7 protein-coding genes are annotated in these 8021 nt (G+C 62.1%); 3 read left to right on the top strand and 4 right to left on the bottom strand.

Annotated elements, in window-relative coordinates:
* Positions 1-119 precede the first annotated feature (119 nt).
* From QPM17_RS23120 to QPM17_RS23105, 4 genes are read right to left on the bottom strand one after another with little or no spacing between them, the layout of a single operon-like run.
* On the bottom strand, positions 120-815 hold the full coding sequence (locus QPM17_RS23120; protein ID WP_285394106.1) for an SDR family oxidoreductase: 696 nt from the start codon (positions 813-815) through the stop codon (positions 120-122).
* The gene (gene hutX, locus QPM17_RS23115) at positions 812-1354 is read right to left on the bottom strand and encodes a heme utilization cystosolic carrier protein HutX (protein ID WP_285394105.1); all 543 of its coding nucleotides are present in this window, start codon (positions 1352-1354) and stop codon (positions 812-814) included. The genes QPM17_RS23120 and hutX overlap by 4 nt, the downstream gene beginning before the upstream one ends.
* A 40-nt stretch (positions 1355-1394) precedes the next feature.
* Positions 1395-2765 (bottom strand): heme anaerobic degradation radical SAM methyltransferase ChuW/HutW, encoded by a 1371-nt coding sequence (hutW, locus tag QPM17_RS23110; protein WP_285394104.1) that lies wholly within the window; start codon positions 2763-2765, stop codon positions 1395-1397.
* A gap of 52 nt (positions 2766-2817) precedes the next feature.
* Entirely contained in the window at positions 2818-4872 is a 2055-nt protein-coding gene (locus QPM17_RS23105) for a TonB-dependent receptor plug domain-containing protein (protein ID WP_285394103.1), read from the bottom strand.
* A 198-nt stretch (positions 4873-5070) separates the two neighbouring features.
* On the opposite strand from QPM17_RS23105, the gene QPM17_RS23100 reads away from it, so the two are divergent.
* From QPM17_RS23100 to QPM17_RS23090, 3 genes are read left to right on the top strand one after another with little or no spacing between them, the layout of a single operon-like run.
* Positions 5071-5997, top strand: a complete 927-nt coding sequence (locus tag QPM17_RS23100) for a heme/hemin ABC transporter substrate-binding protein (RefSeq protein ID WP_285394102.1) — start codon at positions 5071-5073, stop codon at positions 5995-5997.
* Positions 5997-7052, top strand: coding sequence for a FecCD family ABC transporter permease (locus QPM17_RS23095; RefSeq protein WP_422732796.1), 1056 nt, complete (start codon positions 5997-5999; stop codon positions 7050-7052). Before QPM17_RS23100 ends, QPM17_RS23095 begins: the two co-directional genes overlap by 1 nt.
* Positions 7045-7833, top strand: a complete 789-nt coding sequence (locus QPM17_RS23090) for a heme ABC transporter ATP-binding protein (protein ID WP_285394100.1) — start codon at positions 7045-7047, stop codon at positions 7831-7833. The genes QPM17_RS23095 and QPM17_RS23090 overlap by 8 nt, the downstream gene beginning before the upstream one ends.
* The last annotated feature ends 188 nt before the right edge of the window (positions 7834-8021 follow it).

Below are 8021 nucleotides of genomic sequence, written 5' to 3'. Positions count from 1 at the left end.
AAACCCGCCAGTGGAAATAGGCGTAAACCCATGAACCTTCCATGCCGCACGCCAGCCGAACGGTCTGCTCCGCGTTCATCCCGCCAGCCGCTGCACACCCAACCAGATCAAGCGCAGCGTCACCTTGGCAGTGTGCCTTCGTCAGTCTCCTCAAGCATTACGGGCTCGATGGGGTTGTCGCAGCGGGCCTCGTCACGATCAACCGCGGCATAGACACCGCCCAGTGTCGTCGGGTCATCCAGCACGATGGCGACCAGCTTGGCCAAATCGGCACGGTGAATGAAGCCATGCATGGCAGGGTCGGTGCTCAATATGCCCCTGCCGGTGGCGGGCTCGCTCTTGAGCCCACCCGGTCGAAGGATCGAGAAGGGCAGCCCGCTGGCACGAAGCGCCTCCTCGGCTCGCGTCTTGGCATCCACGACGCATCCGAAGGCCTCGATAGCGCGCGGCGAACGATAAGGTGCCATTTCACCACAGCCGATTGAGGTGATCAGTACAACACGCTCCGGTACGTAATCATGTGCGACCTCGATGATCCGCCGATTACCCAGCTCGTCGGTGTAGCCACCATCCGGCGCCAACCCCGAGAGGGTCGAGACGACACGACCGCCCTCTCCGATCTTCCGAAAGGCCCTGCGCACATCGTGTGTACTGAGCACATCGCCGATGACACACTCGACGCCCAAGGACACCAAAGGCGCCTCATCGCTAGTCGGGCGCACGAGAGCGACGACCCGGTGGCCCCGCCCGCGCAGACAGCGCGCTATCTCAAAGCCAGTGCCTCGTGAAGCACCAAAGATGAGCGTCGCAATCATGCCCCATGCCCACTTTGCTGAGCTAGCCGCAAGGCAAGTGTTTCGAAGCGCTCCATCTGATCGGCGCGCAGCCTGCGCGATGCGTCACGTCCGACATAGACCTTGAACATACTGTTACCGTCGGCACTGAAAAACTGCACCGAGGCCGTTTGCGTGCCCATGAAGGGACGTTCAAGGAAAACGATATCGCTACAGCAATCGGGTTTTAAATGACCACTAAGTCCTGAATCTCCCTTAAGATTATAGAAACCTTTGCCCAGCTCACCCCCAGGTAGCGGACCGGTAAATTCAAGAATCACGCCATTCGTATGCACGATCGTGGTGAGTTCTCCCCAGTCGGCAAGTTCCTGCATCACGCTAACGAAATGCTGGCCATCGATACGGCTCCAGCAGCGTTGGGGCAGGCAGCTCACGACGTCGAGCAGCGTCATGCCATGCTGCAACGCCATCGCTTCCAGAATACCGTCCTGGTTTTCCGCCAGTTGCAGGCGTAGCCTTTCTAGGCGTTCGGCCCTGGTGGGCAATGATTCGGTTGTCATGCTTTTCTCCTTACCGTTTCATGGTTCATGCCATTTCGTCTCACGGCACATCCGCCGTAGAGGAGACGCCCTTGAGGCTGGCAAACTTCTCCTTGAAGCCCGCGATCAGGTTGGTGCTCCAGAAGCGCCCCGCCGTCGTCAGAGTCACGACATCATCTTGACGCTCTGTCAGGCCAGCCTTCTGCCAGCTATCAAGCAGTGCTTCCAAGGCGGTGCGCTTGGCAACCAGATCGGGCCAGCGTCGCAGCAGTGCAGCGACATCGAGCCGTGCCGTTTCCAACTGGCCGGCCACCCAATCGCGCAGCGTCTGTTGCTCGTCACTTATCAACATGCCCGCAATGGCTTTGCGGTTCTCGCGCTGAGCCTGAAGGTAGCCCTGCAAATCGGTGTCGACGGTATAGCTATAGCGCCCCAGGCTGCCACCCGCCCCCGAGCCGAAGGCGAGGGTCTCAGCCCCGGACTTGATCAGCAGATTGTAGAGGTTGCGTTCACGCGTGCCGCTTGCCCAGTGGCTATTGCTTACTTGGCGCCAGCCGGCCACGGCCAGGCGCATACAGGCCAATGCATACATGCGCCCCTGCTCGGCAAGGGTAGCGGGTGGCCTGACCTTACCCTTGGTGACCGCTTGATGGAGAGGCGTACCGGGGAACAGCGCCAGGCAATAGGCATCCAGCCCATCCGGTCCGAGCGAGAGAGCGGTTTCAAGATCCCGAGACCAAACGGACATATCCTGGTCCGGCAGGCCATACATAAGATCGATAACCACGGCGGCTCGGTCTCGCGCGATCAGGTCACCGATGAAGCGCTCCGCTTCCGGGCCGCTGGCGCGCCTTCCCTGTTGCTGACGTACCCTGGTATCGAAACTCTGTATGCCAATGGAAATGCGGTTGACGCCGACATCCAGGCAGGCATCGACCTTGTCGTCGTCAAAATGAAGGATACGCCCCTCAAGCGTCAGTTCGCAGTCCGCCGCCAGTGGAAGTTCGGCGCGCAGTGCTTCTATGAGTCGAACCAGATCGTCGGTTTCGAGTGCCGTGGGAGTACCGCCGCCCAAGTAAAGAGCATGGATTGGCGCTTGCCCAACGCACTGCATATCGGCGTCTCGCCGCACTTCATCGATCAGCGCCTGAACATAGCGTGCCGACTCCTCGTGGCGGTACCTGTTGCGGTAGAAACCGCAAAACAGGCAGTGGTTAGCGCAGAAGGGCACATGCACGTAGGCCAGCCGCTTGCCAGCGCTCGGTGACAAATCACATAGCCTCCGCCAAGTGTCTGCCATCTCCGCATGGGGCACCGGCCGCTTGTCCTGCCAGGGCATCAGCGGCACGCGGGAAGTGAAGGCTTCCGCTATCGGGTCTGCGCTCACCCTGGGCAGCCCAACATCGAGCCGTGGTGGCTGAGGCGGAGACACGGGCCGCCGTCCACTCCGCGTCGAGGAGATCAGTGTCATATCAGCTTCTCGCTTAGAAATGCAGGGTGGTGGTCAAGGTGACGCTGCGCTCTTCGCCGGTGAGTTCGCCAAAGGGGCGGTAGCGCTTGTCGAGCAGGTTGTCGAGGCGCAGTCCCACGTCGAGGCAGTCGGCATAGTGCAGGCCCAAGTAGGCGTTGAGCGTTCCGTACCCGGCAGCGCGAGAGGTCAGCTCGTTCGCGGCATTGCGTTCACGCGCCTCGCTTTCGCCACGCAGGAAGAAGTCTCCCGTCAATCCCACTGCAGGTGTCAGCATCCAATCCCGGCGCATCCCCAGCCGGCCCGCGAGCCGTGGTGTACCGCTGTCATAGGTTTTCGATTCGCCGAAATCGTACTCGCGGCGCAGCAGGCTACCGTTCAGGTAAAGCGCCGTATCCGTTGCCGCCAGGCGATGTTCGCCGAAGAGCTCCAACCCGGATGTCGTTGCTTGATGGATGTTGACGTAGCGGCGGATTGGCTGCGGGCCGGAGACGCTATCTACATCCTGGCCAATGTAATTATCAGCGCGGGTATGGAAGAGGGTGACATCCAGAGTCAGCCGGCCATCGCGGTAGCGAGCCCCCAACTCCACGGTATTGGCTTTTTCCGGCGACAGCTCGGGGTTGCCCACGGTGGTTTGTCCACCCGCCGTGGTGGTCAGGAACAGCTGCTGCAGCGTGGGGTAGGAGTAGCCCTGGGCCAGGTTGGCACGCAGCGACCAATTGTCTCCGGGGGTATGAACCAGGCCCAGCGAGCCCAGCGCCCGCGTATCGGTGTTGCGCTCATGCGCCTTGTCGCTGCTGGCTTCCAATTCCGCCTCGACGGCGTAGACGCGTCCACCGAAGTAAGCCGTAGTACTGTCGTTAAGTTCCCAGGCCTGCTGGGCATAGCCTGACAGTGTCTGAATGCGCGCCTCGTCGGATGTGGCCGTGAATCGGCGCTGGCCGAAGGGAGGCGGAAACGGCATGAACACATCCGAGGTCTTGCCCGTATCCAGGGCGTCGTTTTCGTACTCCAGCCCCAGCACGGTACTACCGAGCCCGATGAGAGCCAACTCGAGCTGTAAGTCGGCGCCATAGGTAGCCTGACGATCGTCGCTAGTGGTACCGACCGTCATGCCACTGGTCATGGCAGCCTGATTCTCGAACAGCCGATCCACCGTCTGATGGTACACGCTCGCCTCGACACGGCTGACGCTCGGCGATAACGACTCGCCTTCATAGAACAATCCCACCTTGCGCAGGTCCCGCTGCGGCAACCTGATGGTGAAGTCGGTGAACCCGTCGGGCAGAGGGTTGTAAACATCGGCCTCGAGGCGATACTGCTCCGCTTTGAGAGCCATGTAGTGATCGCCGTGGCGATAACCCAGGTGGGTCGAGAACTGATCCTGTTCGAAACCGGAAGGCGAGAGCCTGCCTTCCGGTGTGCGGCGATCCCCTTCCTCCGCCAGGCTGCCGGTCACTCGCCAGTCCAGCCCCCCACTCGCCCCCTGCAGGGTGGTGCTGGTCAGGTAACCGCGAGTGCCCGAGAATCCCGTCGTACTGATGCTGCCTTCCAGCGGCGCCTCGCCGCCGCGACGCGTGATGATATTGACCACACCGCCGATGGCGTTGGAACCGCTGAGCACGGACGAAGTCCCGCGCACGACCTCAATGCGCTCAATGACAGACGGATCGAGCAATAGCGGCGTGCCGTAGGGCGAATGGTCAGTCAATGCATGGCCATCTACCTTGATGGTGACCCGCCGCGACGTCTCGCCACGAATGCTGATCCGCTTCATGCCGGCCGTGCCATCATCGAACAACCGTACCCCAGGCACATCGCGTAGCAGCTCCGCTACGCTTGTTGTCGACATGCGCTGGAGCTCATGACTCTCGAGAGCCGTGATAGAGGCTGGGTTTTCGAAGATCGATGTCTGCGTGCCAGTGCCCAGTACGACCAGAGTCTCCAGTGAATCGGGGCGCTGCTCTGCCACTGTCTGCGTGTCGGCGGCGACTGCTGGCAACGGCACCGAGGCACCCAGCATCCCCGTCAGCAAACCGAAGCCCCACCTCTTGGCCGGCCATTCCATATTCACCCCCGTCTGGCGCTAAAACGATAAACCTAAATTCCAATAATAATCATTTGCAACACCCCTTTGTTCTGCTTATGACACAGATCATTTTTTGATCGACTTGCTTACCGTATTGGCAACCCGGATTACCTCGGGCTTGACCTCGAGAAACAATAATGACAACCATTCCCATTAGAGACGATAAAGGAGCGCATCATGCCGTATTGTCACACCACGCAGGGCCAAGCTTTTCGAGCGTTTCTGCTCCGCATACTCCTGGCCGTGCCAACGATCCTTTCTTGGTCGGTTACCGTGCAAGCTAGCGCCGCCGAGCGCATCGTCATCGCGGGTGGGGACCTCACCGAGATTGTCTTTGCGCTGGGTGAAGGACAGCGGGTAGTCGGTGTGGATACCACCTCCACCTTTCCCGCCGACGCACAAGACCTGCCCAATATCGGTTACGTCCGCACGCTGTCGCCCGAAGGCGTCTTGTCGCTACGCCCCGAGGTGATCCTGGCCAGCCACTTTGCCGGACCGGAAGCATCTCTCGCACGCTTGGCAGATGCCGGTATTCACGTGCACCGGGCGCCTGCGCCTCAGGGTGAAGCCCACCGGGACGTTGCCGCCAAGATCCGCTTCGTCGGCGAGACGCTTGACCGTGAGGCCACCGCCGAAGCCTTGGTCGAGGCCTTTCATGCTGAGCTGGCCAGCGCCACACAGGAGGTCGAGGCGCTGCGTCCCTCACCGGATTGGGCGCCGCGCACGCTCTTCGTGCTCTCGGCAGAAAGCGGCCCCATGGTCATCGGCGGCAAGGGAACCGTCGCGGAGCAAATGATCGCCCTGGCGGGAGGTCAACCTGTCACCGGCGACATTGAGGGCTACCGGCCGCTGGCCATGGAAGCGGTCATGGCGCTGGCGCCGGACGTGATCGTCATGATGCAGGAGCCGCTTGGGGATGGCGACGCCGAGCTTGTGCTGCAGCGCCCCGACCTGGCCGCCACACCGGCCGGTCGGCACGGTCGTCTCATTGCCATGGACGGTATGCTGCTCCTGGGCTTCGGCCCGCGCACGCCGCAAGCGATACATGAGCTGAATCGGGCCTTGCGCCAGGCCTCGAGCCAGAGTGAGGCGTCGAACCGATGATGACTGTTGGCACAACGGTAGAACATCGAAGCCACCGCCGCCAACCGCTGGTCGTTGCCGGTCTTGGCTTATTGGCGCTGAGCCTGGCCCTGGCGGAGCTGGCACTCGGCCCCGTCAAGATGGGTATCGCACAACTCTGGGCAGTGTTCTCGGGTAGTGGCGATACGCTGGACAACAGCATCATCTGGCAGATTCGCCTGCCCCGATTGACCCTCGGCATCGCCGTCGGCACAGCACTGTCGCTGGCAGGCACCGCCCTGCAGGGCATGCTGCGCAACCCCTTAGCCGATCCAGGACTGATCGGCATCACCGCCGGCGCCTCCATCGGCGCGGTCAGCGCCATCGTGCTGGGCAACCTGATCGCCCCGGAACTGCCGCTGATGCTGCAAACGGCGCTGCTGCCCGTAGCCGCTTTTCTCGGCGCCATGCTGGTCATGACCTGTGTATTCACTCTCTCCCGCCGGGGAGGCGAGACCTCGGTGGCCATGCTGATCCTGATAGGCATCGCCATCAACACCATTGCTGGCGCCATTATCGGTGTGCTGGTCTATGTCGCCGACGATCAGGCGCTCCGCGACCTGACTTTCTGGAGCATGGGCGGTCTTGGTCATGCAGGCTGGCCCGTAGTACTGATTGCCCTAGGCATTACCCTGGCCATGACGCCACTGTTCTGGCGCCAGGGTCGCGGGCTCGACCTGTTCCAGTTGGGCGAGCGCCAGGCGTTTCACGCGGGGCTGGACGTGGAGCGCACAAAGCGCGTACTGGCCGCTGTCGCAGCGCTCAGCGTCGGCGCCGTTACTGCAGCGGCAGGGCCCATCGGCTTCATCGGGCTGGTGGCTCCCCATCTGGCCAGGTTGCTGGTGGGGTACGCCCACCGCTGGGTGCTGCCTGCATCAGCCCTGCTTGGTATCAGCCTGGTACTGGCAGCCGATCTCGTCGTACGCCTGGCCATCGCGCCCCAGGAGCCTCCCATCGGTATCGCCACCAGCCTGATCGGCGGCCCCTTCTTCCTGTGGCTGTTGACACGACGACTCAGGAGTCTCTCTCATGCTTGAAGCCAAGGCGCTCTCGCTCACCAAAGGAGGCAAGACGCTGCTCTCGGACATCGACCTGTGCCTGAAACCCGGCGAGTTTCTTGCCGTGCTTGGCCCCAATGGGGCAGGCAAATCCACCCTCATGCACTGCCTGAGCGGAGCCGAGCGGAGAGCGACTGGACAGCTCCGTATGGATGGCCGCGACCCAGCCTCCCTCGACGCCGCTACCTTGGCCCGCCAACGTGCGGTACTGGAGCAGTCACCTCGCGTCAGCGCCCCCTACAGTGTGGAAGCGCTAATTCAACTCGGTACTCCGCGTGAACTACCCATTGGCGAGATCACTGCACTGACGGAGCAGGCCATCGACCTACTCGATCTGAGCGCACTAAGGCACCGCTCCGTGCTCCAGCTTTCCGGTGGCGAGCAGCATAGAACTCACATGGCCAGGGTCATGGTGCAACTATGGGCTGGCCAACGGCTGGGTGGAGGTTGCTACCTGTTGGTCGACGAGCCCACGGCCAGCCTCGACCTGCAGCATCAGATCACCGTCTTGCGTGCGGCACGGCAGGCCGCTGCGGAGGGGTACGGCGTACTGGCGATCCTGCATGACCTGACCCTTGCCGCCAGCGTGGCGCATCGCATCCTGCTGCTCAAGGATGGGAGAATGATCGCCGAAGGCCAGCCGCAGGAAGTGCTGACACGCCCACGCCTGGAAGCCTTGTACGGCTTACCCGTCAGGGTAGAGACAGGCGACATGCTGACCGTCACCCCGGACTATGCCAGATGCTGGGCCGCCGCATGAGCGGCTCCGCCTACCCTGCTCCCAGCCGCTCCACGCCCAGCCAGATCAGGCGTAGCGCCAGCAAGGTCAACGTCCACTTGAAGAGAAAATCGAAGCGGTGATCGGTCACCCGGTTCAGCAGCCGCAGCCCCAGCCAGGTGCCCAGGAATCCTGCCGCCACCATTGCCAAGATCAGCCCCAGCCAGTCG

Source organism: Marinobacter azerbaijanicus (genome assembly GCF_030250645.1).
In the GTDB taxonomy this organism is placed as follows: Bacteria; Pseudomonadota; Gammaproteobacteria; order Pseudomonadales; family Oleiphilaceae; genus Marinobacter; species Marinobacter azerbaijanicus.
Note: the sequence above shows the minus strand (reverse complement) of the source record. Positions and strands in the feature narration are given on the sequence as shown.